Consider the following 17,014-nt stretch of genomic DNA (forward strand, 5'->3'; position numbering starts at 1 on the left):
TTAATGACTTCTCCAGGATTAGCTTATACTGTCCGTTTTTCAATTATCACCCACAGAAGATTTTTTATCCGCTGACTAATCCGCTCTAAGACTCCCGCTTCGGCAAGCGGTGAGTTAAGAGCGTCTAAGTCCCTGGCTAAGTGCGGCCAGGATTCAGATGGACTTAAAACTCCACCCGAATCAAGTCTTCTTTATCTAGCGAATGGGGTTGTAACAAGACTATTTCAGTTTGTTACAACCCCATTGTGTTGTGGGAATTGACGGTACTCTGTCCGTTATTCAAACTGAATAGCTGCGCCTACTGTTCCGGGACCGGTATGAACACCAATAACCGCTCCAACCTGAGTAATAACTGTCGCTTGAAGTTGACAAGCATTTTCCAAAGCTTCCTTTAAATAATGGGCTGCCTGCTCTGCTGCTCCATGAGCAACAGCCAGGCGAACATGCTTTCTGCCTTTCGCTAAATCCTGAAGGGCCTGCACAACGCCTTCAAGCGCCTTTTTCTGGCTATGCGCTTTAGCATAAGTGTGGTATACCCCATCATCCCCCACCCGAATAATCGGTTTAAGATTGAGAAGAGAACCCATAAACCCTTGAACTCTGCCGATTCTTCCGCCTTTCTGCAAGTATTCCAAGGTATTTAAGGTAAACAGAGTTTCAATATTCTTCCTTGCTTTCTCAAGATTGCGAAGAATCCAGGCAGTGTCATATCCTTCTTTTATATTGCGGGCAGCTTCCACCATCATCAGACCCATACCTAAGCTAATGGTCTTGGAGTCCACGAGATGTATCTTTGCTTTAAACTTTTCTTTAGCCAGATAAGCGGTATTAATGGTCCCGCTCAAAGCAGAAGAGATATGCACCGAGATAATCTCATGATATTCTTCAAGCAATCTGCCGTACAACCTCCCAAACTCCTCAGGTGACGGTTGGGAAGTCCTAGGGAGTGCCTCTTCACTGGCTAAGCGCCGGTAAAATTCTTCGCTGGAAAGTTCTTCATCTGAGTATTCCTGATCCCTAAAGTTAACTTTCAAAGGAACGACGTGGATGTCACACTCCTTTTTCAATTCTTCTGTCAGGTCGGCCGTACTGTCAGTTACCAGTGCGATCCTCTTCATTCCAAATCCCCCGTCTATCGATTATCGTCAATTCCCCAGGCTCGAAGCCTTTCTCCGCAGCTGCTTCCAAATCAGAAGAGCTGCGTCCTGCCGTGAAAATAGATATCCTCTACAAGATACTACTTAATTCGCCTTCTTGTTACCATTCTCCTTCACAGGTTAGGGATTTTATCTCAGATTGTTAATTCAAAGTACTAATAATGTCAGCAAAAAAAAAGAATATAATTGGCTATTTAAGGAATATGTTTCCTTTTTAAGGCTATTATTACGGAGAATAAAGTCCTTGACTATTCAGAATACTGAACACTATAATAGACTTAAGAAAATAAATTTACTAAGTCTATTTTGTGAAAAAACTAATTAAAAAGGGAGGATCATTAATGAAAAAACTTCTTCCAGTTGTGATCACCGGAGCAATACTGTTTTTGGCAGGCTGCGGTGCCAGCACCAGCTCCGCCCCCAGTTCAGGTTCATCCGGCTCCGCGGAAAAGCAGCCCACCATTGGTGTTGCCATCTACAAATTTGACGACACATTTATGACGGGTGTTCGGAACGCCATTTCCACTGCCGCCCAAGGTAAAGCAACTGTTGATATTGTCGATAGTCAGAATTCCCAGCCTACTCAAAATGACAAAGTCGACCTCTTCATCAATAAAAAGGTCAACGCTTTGGCAATTAACCCTGTAGACCTTACGGCAGCCGGAGTTATTATTGACAAAGCCAAAACAGCAAACACACCGGTGGTCTTCTTCAACCGCGAGCCTCTGGCCAGCGATATGAAAAAGTGGGACAAAGTCTACTATGTCGGCGCTAAAGCGGAAGAATCCGGTATCATGCAAGGGCAAATCCTGGGAGATTATTGGAAAGCCCACCCCGAAATGGACAAAAACAAGGATAACGTCATGGATGTCGTGATCTTGCAGGGAGAGCCCGGACATCAAGACGCCATCGCCCGTACGAAGTATTCCGTTAAAGCCCTGGAGGATGCCGGAATTAAAGTGAACATACTGGCTCAAGACACGGCTATGTGGGATCGCTCCAAAGCTCAGGACAAAATGGCTGCTTTCTTAGGCGCCCAAGGAGACAAAATTGAAGCAGTTCTTGCCAACAATGACGATATGGCTTTAGGGGCTATCGAAGCTTTAAAAGCGAAAGGATACTTTGCCAATGGCAAATATATGCCGGTCGTCGGTGTTGACGCCACAGCTCCCGGCCTGCAGGCTTTAAAAGACGGAACCCTTTTAGGAACCGTGTTAAACGATGCCAAGAACCAAGGCGCAGCAACCTTAAACCTGTCGCTTGCTTTAGCCAAAGGATTAACTCCAAGCAAAGACAATACCGGGTACGATATCACAGACGGCCAATATGTCTGGGTTCCATATAAGAAAATCACCAAAGATAATATGGCAGACGCCCAATAACCGTCTCCTTTCGAGTACCTATTGGCTTTATGTGCTTACAGTATAACGAAGCAAGGGGGCAATGTACACAATTCCCCCTTGCTTTTTAGATTTTCAATGACTCCCCAAACTGCTATTCCTTGAAAAAGTAAAATTCTTAGACCAGCACTGATTACAGGAGGGTCAAAATGCCTGAAAATGAATTCTTATTGGAAATGAAACATATTTCTAAGGAGTTTCCCGGTGTTAAGGCACTAGACGATGTCACCTTACAGGTACGGCCCGGTACAGTGCACTCCCTCATGGGGGAAAACGGTGCAGGGAAATCCACTCTCATGAAATGCCTTTTCGGGATCTACAAACCCGATGCCGGGGAAATTCTTTTAAACGGCCAGAAAACCGAGATCAACAATTCCAAAGCTGCTCTCGATCACGGTATCTCTATGATTCACCAAGAGCTCCATCCCGTGCCGCGCCGCAGTGTGATGGAAAATCTTTGGCTCGGCCGCTTTCCCCTCAAAAGCTTTGGCCCTCTAAAACTGATTGATGACAAACGCATGTATCAGGATTCCGTAGCTTTATTTGAAGACTTGGAAATGGATCTCGATCCTCATATCCTTGTCGGAACCCTGTCCGTATCTAAAATCCAGTCGATCGAAATTGCCAAAGCGGTATCGCACCGGGCCAAGGTCATTGTGATGGATGAACCTACTTCGTCTTTGACAGGCAATGAGGTGGAGCAGCTTTTTAAAATTATCCGTTCCTTAAAAAGCCGGGGCGTATCCATCATCTACATTTCTCATAAAATCGAGGAAATCCTTGCCATCTCCGATGACGTAACTATCATGCGCGACGGAAAACATATCGGAACCTGGCCGGCGTCGGAGTTAACGACCAATTTAATCATTTCCAAAATGGTGGGCCGTGATCTTACTCAACGTTTCCCTGAACGCAGCGGGACTCCCGGGGAAACAGTGCTGCGGGTTGAGGGGCTGAGTTCGCCTTTTCCCAAAGCCTTTAAAGATGTCTCTTTTGAATTGCGCCAAGGGGAAGTCTTAGGAATAGGAGGGCTTGTCGGCGCTCAGCGCACAGAACTGATCGAAGCCTTGTTCGGCTTGAGAACTGTATCCTCAGGCCAGATCTTCGTTAAGGGCAAACAAGTGAAAATCAAATCCCCTATGGATGCTAAGAAACACAGGATTGCCTTGCTGACAGAGGAGCGCCGGGCCACAGGAATCTTTCCCGTACTTCCAATTGTGGAAAACACGGTCATGGCCAATATGAACCGCTATATTACCCCCTACCGTCTTCTCAACCAACAAACCATGAGCCGGGACGTCCAGCAAAGTATCGACCAAATGCGGATTAAGACCCCTTCCGCAAAGACCCAAATCAAAAATCTTTCCGGCGGAAATCAACAAAAAGTCCTAATAGCGCGCTGGCTCCTGACTGAACCTGAAATCCTTATGCTGGATGAGCCAACACGGGGTATCGATGTTGGCGCTAAATTCGAAATCTATTCTATCATCACAGAATTGGTTCAACAGGGTAAGAGCATTATTATGATCTCCTCTGAAATGCCCGAACTTATCGGTATGTCGGACCGAATCATGGTTATGTGTGAAGGCCGAATGTCCGGTATTCTGGAAGGAACAAACAAAACCGAAGAAGACATTATGCACCTCGCAACAAAGTTTATGGTTTGACTGGAGGTCTTTTTATGGCAAAAAGCAACGATACCGGTGCCAAGAAAGCCGGTAGCTTCTTTTTTCAGTATGCGATTTATTTTGTGCTCGTCATTCTTATTTTGGGTATTGCCGCCATAGACCCAAGCTTTTTATCGATCAATAGTTTCAGGGATATTTTACTGCAATCATCAACCCGAGCTATTATCGCTTTGGGAGCTGCCTTTGTTCTGATCACCGGTGGAGTCGACCTCTCGGCAGGTCGTATGGTAGGGTTTGCAGCGGTCTTATCCGCTTCCATGCTGCAAATCCAGGAGTATTCACACCGTTTTTACCCCGGGTTGCCAAATCTGCCCTTATGGGTACCGGTTTTAATCGCTATCTTTGCCGGACTTCTTGTCGGTCTAATCAACGGCTTAATTGTTTCCCGCTTCAGTGTTCCCCCCTTTATTGCCACCTTAGGTTCAATGGTCGCAGTGTACGGCCTTAACTCCCTTTACTTCGATATGAAGCCCAATCAATCTCAGCCGATTGGCGGGCTCAGACCGGATTTTACCACCGACCTCGGGAGCGGTTATATTGGGACAGGCATTTACTCTATACCCTATATCGTCATCATCGCGCTTGTTGTTGCTTTCATTGTCTGGGTTATCTTTAACAAGACTCGTCTGGGAAAAAGCATGTATGCCATTGGGGGAAATATTCAAGCCGCTGTTGTTTCCGGAATTAACGTCAAACAGGTCTTGCTTTATGTTTACGCTATTGCCGGAGCCCTCTACGGTTTGGCCGGAGTCATGGAGGCTGCCCGTACAGGGGGAGCCACCAACAATTACGGCAATATGTATGAACTCGATGCCATCGCCGCCTGTGTCGTGGGCGGGGTATCCACCGCCGGAGGCATCGGCACGGTACCCGGCGTGCTGGTTGGGGTTTTAATTTTTGGAGTTATTAATTACGGACTTACTTATATCGGAGTTAGCCCTTATTGGCAATTAATTATTAAAGGTTTGATTATTATCACTGCCGTAGCCTTTGATATTCGCAAATACCTAACCAAGAAATAAATTTCTGAAGGACGGTTCGGGATTTATGGACGCATAAGTTGAGCACCAGCCTTCAGAATATCAATAGGGTAGCAACAACTCTTCAAATGGTTTGTTGCTACCCTATTTTTTTAACTTTAATTTCAGATCAGGGAATCGTTAACGGCATCACTTAATCCGCTCGGCGTGAACAATTTGTTCAAGACCAGAGTAAAGGCCCCGATAGCAATGGAATTTTCGCCCAACTCTGAGATGACGATCCTCACCGCATTGGCCGGTTTGGTCAGAGCCCGCTTTTCTAAAGTATTCAACAAGGGTTTCAGGAGGTAGTCCTCAGCTTTGGATACTCCTCCGCTCAAAATAATAAGGGCTGGATTCAGAGTATTGATAAGATTCGCCAGTCCGATCCCCAGATAACGCCCTGTGTCCGCTAAGACTTCCGCGGCCACTGAATCCCCGAGTTGGGCCGCTTTACAAAGCATTTCGCCATTAATCTCATCTAAATCTCCCTGAACCCACTCCTCAAGAATAGATTCTTTGCCCAATCTGATGGCTTGCTGGGCCCTGCGGGCCAGGGCTCCCCCGCCAACCATCGTTTCCAAACAACCGTAATTTCCGCAGCTGCATTTTGGCCCGTTGCTATCGATGGTTGTATGCCCGATTTCACCCGCGGTGAAGGAAGTCCCCCGATAGAGCTTGTTATTGATGATGATTCCCGCCCCCACACCTGTTCCAACGTGCACACAAATAAAATTCGGTATGCCTACTCCTTTACCAAACCAACTTTCTCCCAAAGCCTGAGCCCTTACGTCATTTTCAACTTCCACCGGCAACTGGAATTTCTTCTCTAAACGAAATTTGATAGGAATATTGCGCAGGTTAAGGTGGGGAGCAAAAAGAGAGAACCCTTGTTCAGGGTCGACAAGTCCGTGCATGCCTACCCCGATCCCTAAGAAAGATTCTTTGGGTTTCTGCGTAGCTTGCATGACATTTTCCACGGCTGTTTCCAAGGTTTGAAGAAACTGCTCACTGGTCTGATTGGCTTGATACCTCATTTCAACCTGTGCCAGAACATTGCCGTCAAGGTTCGCTGTCACCGCTTTTAACCGTTTGGCGCCGGCATAAAGCCCCACAACGTAAAAGGCGGAGGAGTTAATCCGCAAAAGAATCGGTTTTCTTCCGCCCGTGGATTCTCCCAAAGTGCTCTCGACCACCAGCCTGGACTCAATCAGCTCACCCACAAGATTGGTTACGGTCGGGGGAGTCAGTTTGGTTAACTTGGCAATTTTCGCTCTGGAGATTGGTCCATACTGCCTGACAATATTGAGAATCGCTGATTTATTCAAGGATTTCATGCCTTGAAAACTTCCTACCGGTATCAATTCACTCACTTATGCCGCTCCCCCTCTGCCTAATCATGATTTTCTTCTTATCTTATAAGGATATCGGGCCGGGAATAGAGTATCCCGTCTTTCTCAATCTGCAGATATTGCCACGTCCCGGTCTGCGTAAGGAACTCCGGCCCACTTTCAGTCACTAACAGGGTATCTTCGGATTTCAATCCCCTTAGGGATGGGTTCCAGGCAAAGGCTTGATGGCACTGCACAATCCCTAACGAATCCAAATTCGCTAAAAACTCCCGGGAAGCGTAACCTGTCGGCCCACCCTGATGAAGGTAACGCCAATCGTCCGGATGTCCCCATTTTTTATAAGCCTCAATTCCTTGGCGGAATACGTCTTTGATCGGCACACCGGGACGAGTCGCCAGGTTAAAGGCTAAATCGATTTCCGCCAAAGCTTGTTTAGTTTCCTGAAGCTCCGGAGAAAGTGCCCCAAAATGAACAAAGCGAGTGGCATTAGCCACCAGACCCCATTTTTCACCACAAAGAACGAGCATGGCGTAACGCTCCAATTTCTTCTCCGTCGGGATGGGATGGCGGTAAGCATAGATTCGCTGATCCGCAGCCACCAACAAAACGGGAGTTTGCACACCCAGAACCGCGGCTTTAGAAGCAAGAAGCGCTTGAATCTCAAATTCGCTCATGCCCGGTTCAATCTCCCGGCAGGTTTTTTCTAAAACCTCGGCCACGGAACGGGATAACCAACGGTAACGCTCTATCTCCTCAAGATCTAAGACAAAACTCAACTCCGCCAATTCCCTGCTGATATTCCGGCCTTTGACCTCAGGCAGCAACTCAGGGCAAACGTCCATCCCCATTGTTTTTCCCCGGCAAAGGGAGCTGATTGCTCCTTCGCTCCCCTCGAACCACTCTGGCGTCATCCATTCCCAAGCAAATCCGGCTAATTCCTCCTCTTTTATGCGGGCAAATTCCATCTTGGTAGTGACGCAGTAGACCTGGTCCCGTAAAACAACCACATCGGCGACACCCAGTTCCGTCGCGGTGACGATATAGTTTCTTTTTCCACCGGTCAGCCAGGAGAAACTGCGGCGCTGGCGAAGAAGGACCCCATCCAGTTCCATTGCCGCCATCAGCTTCCTGATCCTTGCTAGTTTCCTGGCGACAGTCATCATTTAGCATACCCCTTTGGATGGTTGCGCTGCCAATTCCAAGCGGTTTGGATGATCTGGCCTAAGCTGTTGAATTGCGGCTTCCAGGCCAATTCCCGTTGCGCTTTCTCGGAGGAAGCGATAAGTACTGCCGGATCTCCCGCCCGGCGCGGTACGATCTCAAGCGGAATAGGGTGACCCGTTACCTCGCGGGCTTTCTCTACGACTTGACGCACAGAAAAGCCCTCTCCATTGCCTAAATTATAAACAGCACTCTCTCCGGTCCGCCTGAGCTTCTGCAGGGCCAGCCAGTGGGCATTCGCCAGATCCGTGACGTGAATATAATCGCGAACACATGTCCCGTCAGGAGTCGGATAATCATCTCCGAATACGGCCAGCCGCTCCCGTTGACCCAAAGCCACTTGTAAAATTATCGGGATTAAATGGCTTTCCGGCCGGTGATCTTCTCCGATCTGCCCGTCACTATGAGCCCCGGCTGCGTTAAAATATCTCAAAGCCACATACTTAACCCCATAAGCTTGATCACACCATTTCAACATCGTTTCAATGGCCAGTTTTGTCTCACCGTAAGGATTGGTCGGTTCCTTGCGATCCTGTTCCTGAATAGGAATAGACTCCGGCTCTCCATAAGTGGCCGCCGTTGAAGAAAAGACTATGCTTTTAACGCCGTATTTCACCATTCCGGCCAATAGCCTTTGCGCCGTAACGACATTGTTATCGTAGTATTTGAGAGGATCTTGAACACTTTCTCCGACTAAAGAATCAGCCGCAAAGTGAATTACAGCCTCAATATTCTGTTCGCTGAATACTTGATCCAGCAGCCGTGCATCCCGGATATCTCCTTCATAGAACTTTCCGGCCCTGACAGCGTCACGGTGCCCCTTTTGCAGGTTATCAAGTACTACGACCTCTTCCCCTTTGCTCAAAAATTCCACAACCGTGTGACTTCCTATATAACCGGCCCCGCCGGTCACTAAAATTGCCATTTCACCGACCCCCTCTATAATTCGCGGGCACCATCTCCGCAGTCGCAGATATAAAATTCCAGAATTAAACCTGTTTTCCCTGCGTATCTCTCAGATACTTGGGTTTTAAAATCGGCCACAGCCTCCTGATGGACTAAGCTCACCGTACACCCTCCAAAACCGGCTCCGGTCATTCTCGTTCCGATGCAACCCGCAACTTGTCGGGCCTCTTCAAATAAGGTATCCAGTTCCGTCCCCGTCACCTCGTAAAGATCCCGCAATGATTCATGAGATTGAAGCATAAATTCTCCAAAGGCCTGAAGATTTCCCGCCTCCAAGACTTTCGTCGATGCCAGTGTCCGCTCATTTTCCCGCACGATGTGCTCCAAGCGTTTTCTGACCACAGGGGACTCCACCTGCCCCTGTACCGCCTGCCACTCTTCAACGGTAACGTTTCCCAAACAGGTAAAAGCGGGCAGAAGGTTTTCCAGAAGGCGAATTCCCTCCTCGCATTCCTGCCTTCTTTGATTATAGTTCGATTCCGTCAAACTTCGCTGTTTGTTGGAATTCGTAATCACCAACTGATATTCCCCTAAGGACAAGGGCACATAGCGGTAAGCCAAGGTATCGCATTTCAAAAGGATGGCCTGCCCCGCCTTTCCCAGCCCTGAAGCAAACTGATCCATAATCCCGCAGTTGACTCCGACAAATTGATTTTCCGCCCGCTGTGCCAAACGGATCAGGTCAACGGCTGTGAATTCCAACTCTCCCAGACACTTTATAGCCACGGCCGTCACCATTTCTATGGAAGCCGAGGAGGATAATCCCGCTCCTTTAGGTATATTCCCCGCAAAAAGAATATCACAACCGGGCAAACTTAAACCTAACTTCTTAAATTCAGCAAAAATACCTTTGGGATAATTTGCCCAGCCGTCCTCCCGGCGATAAACTACCTCTTCAGCGGCAGCAAACTCTGCTATTCCCGGGAAACTCGTGGAAGCTAAACGAAGGATTCCCTCCGGACGGCGCCGAACCATTGCCCAAGTTCCATAGGTTAAAGCGGCGGGCAAAACATAGCCTCCTGTGAAATCCGTATGTTCGCCAATTAGATTCACCCGGCCCGGAGCAAAGAAGATCCGGCTCTCCTCTCCCTTAGCTCCAAACCTTTGAGCGAATTCCTCCCGAAGCAGCTTCAATCCGGGCATTGGCCGGCACGCCTTTCTTTTTGAAGATACTCTTGAAGCGCCTGGCGCAAACGCTCGGAGGTTTCTTCAACAGATTGAGGGTTGGCGGGCGCCCAGGCGCCCATTTCCGAGGAAGCATAGTATTTAAGTTTTCCCGCATCTCTCAAAGGCGTATAGAATTCGATATGAAAGTGATAAAAGTCCCGAGCTGCGGCATCGTGCGGCGGGCGCTGATGAATCACCATCATATAGGGAAATAAGCGCCGAAACAACGTATCCATGGCACCTGTCATATATTTAAGGATCTCAGCCAGACTCCGCTTTTCTGCGCGGGTAAAATCACTCAAAGCAGTTTTATGGCTTTTGCTGACAATGAACAACCCATAAGGATAGTCTGTAAAGAAAGGAATATAAGCCAGGAAATGCTCATTTTCATAGATCATCCGTTTTTGAAAATCTAATTCCGCTTGATTCATATCACAAATTAAACAAGATCCTTTGGCAGCGTGATAAACCCGGCAGTTTTCCAGTTCCGTCCGCAGCTTCAAGGGAATCCAGGAATAGGCATAGATCTGACCATGAGGGTGGGGCATTGTCACGCCGCATTCCTCTCCGCGATTTTCAAAGATCATGATATATTGATGCTTTGGCTCCTGACTCAGGGCGATAAAACGCTCCGTCCACAAATCAACCAGCTTTTCCAGGTGCTCCACGGACAACTCAGGCAAGGTCGCCGTATGATCAGGGGAATAGAGAATTACTTCGCATTTGCCAAAAGCTTTTTCAGCAGTATACAGCGAGGTCGCCACAGGGTCCGGTTCAGGCGGTTCAGGCATTAAGGCCGGAAAATCGTTATCATATTTCAGAACATCGTAATGTTCGGGAACCTTGCCCGAGCCCGGGCAAAAAGGACAGCCTTCTTTCGGCAGATGCGGACGGTTTTGCCTGTGTGACGCCACCATGGTCCAGTCCCCTAACAAAGGATTATAGCGCAGCTCTGTCATTACTCTTCTCCCTTTTCCAAAGAAATATAACTACCTCTCTGTTCTATTATAATATATTAAATTAAATTAATTAAGTAATTTCCTTGGATTATTTAAGGAGTTTTTCGCACCGGGTGAATCTGCCTCACTGCACACTGCCAACTGTTATCATTACGCCGGTTATTGTCTGCCCTCGTTTCGAGAACTCTTCCGCCCTGTAAGTACCTTCAAATAATAGAGCGCATAGAATAATAGATAGTTAATATAGGGTTCATTGTGTCCAAAGCTAAACTATAGAGAGGTGACAATCTTGGCGAACTTAAAGCAAGGTTCTACGGGGACTGAAGTTAAAGAACTTCAGTTGATATTACAAAGGTTAGGATATAATCCCGGAACGGCAGATGGAATATTTGGCCCCAAAACAATGCAGGCCGTTATTCAGTTTCAAAAAGATACTAGTTTAACACCGGATGGAATCGTCGGTCCGGTTACTTGGCTAGCTCTCCAAAACAGGGATCAAGGGTACCGGCTTTACACAATCCAGGCCGGGGATACTTTCTATAAAATTGCCTTAACCTTTAACTTAAACTTATCTTCTTTGCTTGCCGCTAACCCCGGAGTCGACCCCAATAAGCTGAATATCGGTCAGAAAATCTGGCTTCCCACTTCCCTTCCCAAACTTGTACTTACAAAGTCAGTCGGCGGATGGGTTCCATCCTGGCTGCAAACTCAAGCCTTCCGCTCGGTGCAAAATCACCCCGACATATTTAGCAACCTGTCTCCGTTTTGGTACGAAGTAGAATCATCGGGAGAAATCATCAAGTATACCGGCGCGGAGGACAATTCCCTTCTTTCCTTCGCCAGAACACATGCTATTAAGCTGTTTCCTCTTATATCTAACGCCTTCAGCAGCGAACAGATCTCGGCTGTTCTTAACGATCCTCTAATTCGGAGGAATCATGTTGCCAATATCGTCAAGCTGCTAAGCCAGCTGAATTATGACGGCATCGACATAAACTATGAGAACCTATTCGTAAAGGATAAAGAAGTATTTGTCATTTTTCTTCAAGAGCTGAAAACGGCCCTTAGTCCAATAGGCAAGCAGCTTATAGTTACGGTACATGCCAAGACCGATCCGGTCGGAGACTGGACCGGTGCTGAAGCTCACGATTATATAGGGATCGGCCAAACTGCCGATTTTGTCCGCATCATGGGCTATGACTTTCACTGGTTTGGCGGTGAACCCGGCCCCATAGCCCCTGCTGATTGGATTGACAACGTCTTGGCCTATGCCGTTTCCACGATCCCTAAAAGTAAAATTGTTCTGGGGCTGCCGACATACGGCTATGACTGGCCCCTCGGACAAGAAGGCAAGGGAATAACTTATAGCTATGCTGTTTCCACAGCGAAACGCTATAATGCTCCAATCACGGAAGATGCTCAACAGGGTCCTCATTTTACCTATACGGCAGATGGAGTCGCCCATGAGGTCTGGTTCATCGACGCCAATTCTTTTGCTGCCCTGTTGGATTTAGTAAATCACTATGACCTTAATGGCATCGTTATCTGGTATCTTGGTGCCGAGGACCCCAAAATTTATGATGTCATTCAAGCTAAATTTAAGGCAAGTGTTTAGAATTAAGCTTGCACTCTTTTGACCCGATTCCGCCTTCCCGGAAGAATCGTTGTCGAAGACAAACTTCTCCGGGAAGAAATCGGGGATTTCCGCACAAAGCAGTGTCAAAAAAGGGGCTGTCCTGAAAACTGTCTGCACGAAAACTCAGTCCCTAAAATTCAAAGTGGTTGCAACGCTCAAAAAGCGTCCTCCTTTCACTGTCAAAGTGAAGTGAGGGCGCTTTCTCATTGCTTACTATAGAGGCAAAAGTGGGGATGTGAAAACAACAAAGGCCAATTCAGCCAAACTTAATTACACTTTAAACTTTAATACGACATTATGGAGCCTTTTTACGCTATTTCTAACTAGATCGGCCTGTTCTACAACATCAGAAGCCCTTTTCGCTATAATTATTGCTCTATCGGTAATTTCTTGAGTTCCCGATGCTGCTTTATGGCTTGCCTCTGCAATCCCCTTAACAGAGTTAACCACGGTCTGGGTTGAAGTGAGCAATTCTTCTGAAGTCACTTTAAAATCAGAAGTCATATCGTTTATTCCATGAGCATCATTATTGTATTGTTCGCCTATTTTAACGATCATATCGTATTCATTGATTATCGTATTATTGACAAGCTCTAATATCTCTTCCGAGCTTGAAGCAAGATTTTCAACAGATTCCATCACATTTTCTGTCACAGTTTTAATCTTTATAACGGCAGCTTTCGAACCCTCCGCAAGCTTTCTTATTTCTTCAGCTACCACCGCAAACCCTTTGCCTGCTCCTCCCGCCCGTGCAGCTTCAATAGCGGCATTTAAAGCAAGCAAATCCGTTTGAGACGTAATTTGGAGTATCGATTCTGATAAAATACCTATTTCTGCAACCGTTTTGGATTTTTTGATGGCATTGATCAGCCTTTCTCTTGTCCCTCTGTAAATCTTTATCGCATTATCTTTCGAAGTAATAGAATCTTCCTTAAGCTTATTGGCCCTGATATTTATTTCAGAGGCTGTTTCTGATCCTTCCTGCGCTTTCTTGGCAATAGATTCAATGGCCGTTTCAATTTCATTGGAAATAGCGCTTAATTCCTGCGTGGAAGCAGATGTCTCCCGCATGCTTACGGACAGGATTTGCGTTATTGAGGTAACATCTCCAATTTGTTTGTCCAGATAGCCTATATCCTCTGTGGTATTATCTGCGAATTTGGCTAATTGCTTAGCTTCATCAATAATTTGTTCGATTATTGATTTTAATGATTCTGCCATTAAGTTGAAATCATCAGAGAGTTTGCTAATATCATCTTCACCTTTAATATGTAAGCGTTTTGTTAAATCTCCCTTAATAATATTATCAAAATGTTTGTATAAACTTCTAATTGAAGAGATTAATGTAATATTTGCTACTATATAAGAGACTACACCGACAATAATACCTGCTGCGATACATGAAATACTAAACAGTACCCGCATTTCTTCGCTTTTGTATATTGTAAATATAGAGGCATAAAAGGGAAATAGTATACCTATAGCAAACCCAAAGCCAACCGAGATGAAAAAAAACTTTCGAATTTGACCTGATTTAAACAAAAAATCTCCCCCCTTTAAATAATTGTCAGAGAAATTGTATACTTCCAAACTTTGATCCCTTAGATTTCATTGGAGTATTGACTGTTCGAATAAGTGATAAGCTTCATAACAAGTCAGCACTTAACCGTGTTTTGCTTATTAAAAGATATTAATCCAACTCAACATTATTCACCCAGACAACCGCCCCGGCATAGGCTTCAGCGACATCGGCAACATTAATGGCATGTTTATGCACGTAATCAAATATCTTAGCCCACTCTCCTTTTTCGTAAGCCAAGATTACTTTGTAACAGACGGACATTTTACCCTGATCATAATTTCCTGAAAGCACTTGTTTCACCTCACTGGATACGGGCAATTCAGGCAGCAGCAGCTCTATGGGGCATCCGGCCAAAACATCTATCATGGACAAAATGCCTAATGTAAAAAACTCCATTTCCCGTTTATTTAAGCCTAGCTTTCGGCACAGAAGCTCCAGAGTTTTAGCACGTTGGGCACAGAGATTTACGATCATATCCTGACCGTTGCCACCGATTTTGCGCAGGGCCGTTATAAAGGCCCATTTTTTCAGTTCGTCCAACCCAATTCGAATCGCTGCTTGTCTGATCGATACGATTTCACTTCCGCGATAATAATAAGCGGTATTAGCTATTCGTAAGATTTCATATGAAAAAGCAACATCTTTCTCAATAATTTTTGCTATATCTTCAAAGTCAGGGTCCTTGCTTTCAAGCAGCTTAATTAAGGCGATATGGTTCATTTTTGACGGCGGGATTCTTTTAGAAGATGTAATTACAGGCTTGGAAAAATAGTAGCCTTGAAAAAGTGTATATCCGGCTTTAACCGCTATTTGAAAATCATCATAGTTTTCAATTTTTTCCGCAAGAAACTTGATTTTTCCATTTCTCAATTGTCGAACCACATAATTCCTATCTTGATCCGTTTTAGTTGCCATAAAATCAACTTTGATAATGTCCGCTAAGTTAATCAACGCTTCATAACTTGGTGTGAACACGAAATCGTCCAGAGCAAGAGTATATCCCTCTGCTTTAAGGTTTTTACAGGCAACTATTATGTCTGCGCTTGGTTCAACGTTTTCAAGCACCTCAATTACTATTTGTTCCTTAGGAAATAATGTTGCTACACCATGCAAAAGCATAGCTTCTGTAAAATTAATAAAAGCCTTTCTCTTGCCCAATATTTCATTGACACCCATTGATAAAAAGCTGGCAGCCATCACATTGGATGTGGCTACATCCCCATTAACACTACTATAGGAGTTCCCCCCTCCTTCTTCTCTGCATAAAAACTCATATCCATATAATTTATTACTGATTTCAAGAATTGGCTGCCGGGCAAACAACAAAGTCATAAAGATTCCCCCTCCACTGTAGAGCTTTTTTCTAAGTCGATCTGTATTACGACAATAAAAAAACCAACAATTATTAACTAATTGCCGGCAGGGGGCTAAACGACTTTAATATCTCTAAGGTGCGCAATAAGAGGTCACACTCATCTCTAATGTCAACTGTCTAATATTCAAGAGTGTTTGATTTATCAAAAACATTTCATTTCATTTTCCCCTCGCCAAAGTAATTATAGCTTACAAGAATTTAAGTTAAAAACTGAACCGCAACCAGCCTAAATAATTTACCGACAGTTCAAATCTGACTTAAATCAATTTATCAGAACGGTTCATAGTTTTCCTATATTTTTTACGGTTATTCTCTTCGTTAACATTTATATCCACTTCGCCTTCATTGGCACTCCAAAAACAAAGGTCGTCCCGTTGTTGCAAGAAAAAGAGATATAACCTCCTAAATACTTTTCACCGAGGAGCTTCATGCTATAAGTGCCGATGCCGCGTCCACTGCCTTTGTTGGAATAGGAACGCTTGAAAATTTGCAGTTGTACCTCCCGCGGTATGGACTGGGTATTATGCACTCTGAATTCAGCATAGCCATCCTTCTTTTCAATCAATATGCTTACCGTATCCCCGTCGGAAGCTTCAACCGCATTTTTTAGCATGTTGTTGACGATACGTCTTACTAAAACAACATCACTTGTTATGATCAGATCTTCATCACACTCGATTTCTATGGAACAAAACATCGTGTCATATTTTTCATAAAACTCGACGAGTTTGGTAACCAAACCCTTTGCTGAAAAGTTTGACAAATTTAGTTTAAGCTCTCCGTTCTCAGCCGCTATCAAATCTCTTTGGCTATTGATTTCATCAATCAGAATATCAACAGCTTCATTAGCATGGGTTGATAATTCCTGAACTTCGCTCAAGTTTGGCGATTCTTTCATTATTTGAACGAACCCCTTTACAGCACCCGATGTATTCAGCAAGTCGTGAAAAAAGACTTGTTCAAAGACTTGTCTCCTTTTTTCCTCACTAATATCCCTTACGATGAACAGTGTATACTCATCATCGATAACTCCAGCGGGAGCCGCATAAACCGCCAGTTCAAAGCATTTCGTATCGTTCATTTTTTCCGCGGTGAGCAGGCATTCCTTCGACACAGGGGCTTTCGTTTTTTGTGATTCCAGTATCGCGAGGACGGCTCCGCAAACACTGCAGCATTCCGTTGTTCCGCAGCCTCCTGCCGTTTCGTGCGAGTGAACACAGTTTAAGACCTCTCCGGGGCGGAGACCTAATAGCTTCTCTTGGGATGCAATTCCTAAGGTCTCAAATAAAACATTGTTTGAGTATATTATTTGCCTTTCTTTATTCAAAACAAGCACAATATAAGGAATGATATTAAAGAGATTGGGAATCAGATTTTGTTTTGTTATTTGCTCTGCTTGCCCCAGGATTATGTCATCAGCTAAGCGAGAGGCTGGTGCAAATTGAGTCTCATCCTCGTCACTAATTAAATTACTCACATCAAATCAAACCCC

General features: G+C 45.3%; 13 protein-coding genes. 4 read left to right on the top strand and 9 right to left on the bottom strand.

Annotated features, from left to right (window positions below):
- Nucleotides 1-275: 275 nt before the first annotated feature.
- Nucleotides 276-1,118, bottom strand: a complete 843-nt coding sequence (gene fakB / locus REC12_RS14365; RefSeq protein ID WP_308895605.1) for a fatty acid kinase binding subunit FakB — start codon at nucleotides 1,116-1,118, stop codon at nucleotides 276-278.
- Nucleotides 1,119-1,498: 380 nt separating this feature from the next.
- On the opposite strand from fakB, the gene REC12_RS14370 reads away from it, so the two are divergent.
- From REC12_RS14370 to mglC, 3 genes are all read left to right on the top strand, one after another.
- Nucleotides 1,499-2,539: a galactose ABC transporter substrate-binding protein gene (locus REC12_RS14370; RefSeq protein WP_308895607.1), complete on the top strand. Its 1,041-nt coding sequence runs from the start codon at nucleotides 1,499-1,501 to the stop codon at nucleotides 2,537-2,539.
- A 167-nt stretch (nucleotides 2,540-2,706) separates the two neighbouring features.
- Entirely contained in the window at nucleotides 2,707-4,224 is a 1,518-nt protein-coding gene (locus REC12_RS14375; protein WP_308895608.1) for a sugar ABC transporter ATP-binding protein, read from the top strand.
- Nucleotides 4,225-4,238: 14 nt separating this feature from the next.
- Nucleotides 4,239-5,267 (top strand): galactose/methyl galactoside ABC transporter permease MglC, encoded by a 1,029-nt coding sequence (mglC, locus tag REC12_RS14380; protein ID WP_308895610.1) that lies wholly within the window; start codon nucleotides 4,239-4,241, stop codon nucleotides 5,265-5,267.
- Nucleotides 5,268-5,389: 122 nt separating this feature from the next.
- Here mglC and REC12_RS14385 read toward each other — a convergent pair whose 3' ends face one another.
- From REC12_RS14385 to galT, 5 genes are read right to left on the bottom strand one after another with little or no spacing between them, the layout of a single operon-like run.
- Nucleotides 5,390-6,637: an ROK family transcriptional regulator gene (locus REC12_RS14385; RefSeq protein ID WP_308895611.1), complete on the bottom strand. Its 1,248-nt coding sequence runs from the start codon at nucleotides 6,635-6,637 to the stop codon at nucleotides 5,390-5,392.
- Between the two features lie 38 nt (nucleotides 6,638-6,675).
- The gene (locus REC12_RS14390; RefSeq protein ID WP_308895612.1) at nucleotides 6,676-7,779 is read right to left on the bottom strand and encodes a M24 family metallopeptidase; all 1,104 of its coding nucleotides are present in this window, start codon (nucleotides 7,777-7,779) and stop codon (nucleotides 6,676-6,678) included.
- Nucleotides 7,776-8,762 (bottom strand): UDP-glucose 4-epimerase GalE, encoded by a 987-nt coding sequence (gene galE / locus REC12_RS14395; RefSeq protein WP_308895613.1) that lies wholly within the window; start codon nucleotides 8,760-8,762, stop codon nucleotides 7,776-7,778. Before galE ends, REC12_RS14390 begins: the two co-directional genes overlap by 4 nt.
- 14 nt (nucleotides 8,763-8,776) lie before the next feature.
- Nucleotides 8,777-9,946 carry a galactokinase gene (locus tag REC12_RS14400; RefSeq protein ID WP_308895614.1) on the bottom strand — a complete coding sequence of 390 codons (1,170 nt, stop codon included), beginning with the start codon at nucleotides 9,944-9,946 and terminating at the stop codon, nucleotides 8,777-8,779.
- Complete coding sequence (gene galT / locus REC12_RS14405; RefSeq protein ID WP_308895615.1) at nucleotides 9,934-10,929, bottom strand: galactose-1-phosphate uridylyltransferase; 996 nt, start codon at nucleotides 10,927-10,929, stop codon at nucleotides 9,934-9,936. The genes REC12_RS14400 and galT overlap by 13 nt, the downstream gene beginning before the upstream one ends.
- 280 nt (nucleotides 10,930-11,209) lie before the next feature.
- Here galT and REC12_RS14410 point away from each other — a divergent pair, with 280 nt between their 5' ends.
- Nucleotides 11,210-12,544, top strand: a complete 1,335-nt coding sequence (locus tag REC12_RS14410; protein ID WP_308895616.1) for a glycosyl hydrolase family 18 protein — start codon at nucleotides 11,210-11,212, stop codon at nucleotides 12,542-12,544.
- A gap of 291 nt (nucleotides 12,545-12,835) precedes the next feature.
- Here the strand turns inward: REC12_RS14410 and REC12_RS14415 are convergent, their stop codons facing one another.
- From REC12_RS14415 to REC12_RS14425, 3 genes are all read right to left on the bottom strand, one after another.
- Nucleotides 12,836-14,107 carry a methyl-accepting chemotaxis protein gene (locus REC12_RS14415; protein WP_308895617.1) on the bottom strand — a complete coding sequence of 424 codons (1,272 nt, stop codon included), beginning with the start codon at nucleotides 14,105-14,107 and terminating at the stop codon, nucleotides 12,836-12,838.
- A gap of 148 nt (nucleotides 14,108-14,255) precedes the next feature.
- Entirely contained in the window at nucleotides 14,256-15,479 is a 1,224-nt protein-coding gene (locus REC12_RS14420; RefSeq protein WP_308895618.1) for an EAL and HDOD domain-containing protein, read from the bottom strand.
- 368 nt (nucleotides 15,480-15,847) lie between these two features.
- Nucleotides 15,848-16,999, bottom strand: coding sequence for a sensor histidine kinase (locus tag REC12_RS14425; protein ID WP_308895619.1), 1,152 nt, complete (start codon nucleotides 16,997-16,999; stop codon nucleotides 15,848-15,850).
- Nucleotides 17,000-17,014: the final 15 nt, after the last annotated feature.

Source organism: Candidatus Desulfosporosinus nitrosoreducens, assembly GCF_030954495.1.
GTDB lineage: Bacteria > Bacillota > Desulfitobacteriia > Desulfitobacteriales > Desulfitobacteriaceae > Desulfosporosinus > Desulfosporosinus nitrosoreducens.

Bases quoted from the DNA above. Each gene is read 5' to 3' on its own strand.
- mglC (WP_308895610.1), top strand. From the start codon at position 4,239: ATGGCAAAAAGCAACGATACCGGTGCCAAGAAAGCCGGTAGCTTCTTT.
- galT (WP_308895615.1), bottom strand. From the start codon at position 10,929: ATGACAGAGCTGCGCTATAATCCTTTGTTAGGGGACTGGACCATGGTG.
- REC12_RS14390 (WP_308895612.1), bottom strand. From the start codon at position 7,779: ATGATGACTGTCGCCAGGAAACTAGCAAGGATCAGGAAGCTGATGGCG.
- REC12_RS14375 (WP_308895608.1), top strand. From the start codon at position 2,707: ATGCCTGAAAATGAATTCTTATTGGAAATGAAACATATTTCTAAGGAG.
- REC12_RS14420 (WP_308895618.1), bottom strand. From the start codon at position 15,479: ATGACTTTGTTGTTTGCCCGGCAGCCAATTCTTGAAATCAGTAATAAA.
- galE (WP_308895613.1), bottom strand. From the start codon at position 8,762: ATGGCAATTTTAGTGACCGGCGGGGCCGGTTATATAGGAAGTCACACG.
- REC12_RS14400 (WP_308895614.1), bottom strand. From the start codon at position 9,946: ATGCCCGGATTGAAGCTGCTTCGGGAGGAATTCGCTCAAAGGTTTGGA.
- REC12_RS14370 (WP_308895607.1), top strand. From the start codon at position 1,499: ATGAAAAAACTTCTTCCAGTTGTGATCACCGGAGCAATACTGTTTTTG.
- fakB (WP_308895605.1), bottom strand. From the start codon at position 1,118: ATGAAGAGGATCGCACTGGTAACTGACAGTACGGCCGACCTGACAGAA.